The sequence below is a fragment of the Oleiphilus sp. HI0066 genome, from assembly GCF_001635725.1.
On sequence record NZ_LWFH01000507.1, the window covers coordinates 1 to 695 of the forward strand.

General features: G+C 37.1%; 1 protein-coding gene. It reads right to left on the bottom strand.

Going from position 1 to position 695, the window contains the following annotated elements; all coding sequences use genetic code 11:
- A partial coding sequence (locus tag A3738_RS07040; protein ID WP_369819779.1) for an acyltransferase family protein occupies nucleotides 1–677 on the bottom strand: 677 nt, incomplete at its 3' end.
- Nucleotides 678–695: the final 18 nt, after the last annotated feature.

Consider the following 695-nt stretch of genomic DNA (forward strand, 5'->3'; position numbering starts at 1 on the left):
GCATGCGTCATATAAATTGAAAACGATCGCTTACCAATAAACTGAAATAACCGAGCTTTAAGTATTTTCGAGAACACTCCTGCTTCGAATGCAAAGCAAAAAACCGTCAAACAAAATAGTCCTGGAGCAATAATATTTTTGAATACAACGTCTGTCTGAGTAAGAAAAACAACACTAACGAGAAGCGCAAGCTCAACAAAACTAGCCAAAAACTTTGAGATTTGGGATTTGGGATTTGAGATTTGAGATTTTAAAAAAACAACATACGTCATCGCACCACAAAAAAAACAGAACAGCCCTCTCTGAACCTCTATAACCACTATATCTGATTCGCAATAAATCAAAATAAACGCCAAAAGAACAATCACAAACCAAGAACCGATTCTAAATGATCGGAAAACCGATATTGAAGCGAACAACAATGCATACATGTAAAACTCTATGCTGATGCTCCACGACGGAGAATTAAAGCTAAATGGATCCGCAAATGGCACCCAAGCATGTATCAACAGAAAATTAGGAACTATCTCTGAAAATGCAAAAGCGTTAGTAAAGGGAACAGAGTTAAACGAAAAGCCGCCGAACTTCCACGCCAACCACTTACCACACTCAAGAATAATAAAGATGACCAGCATAAAAAAATGTAATGGGTAAAGACGATAGAATCTAGCCGTCATAAACGGCTTAAACTTTAA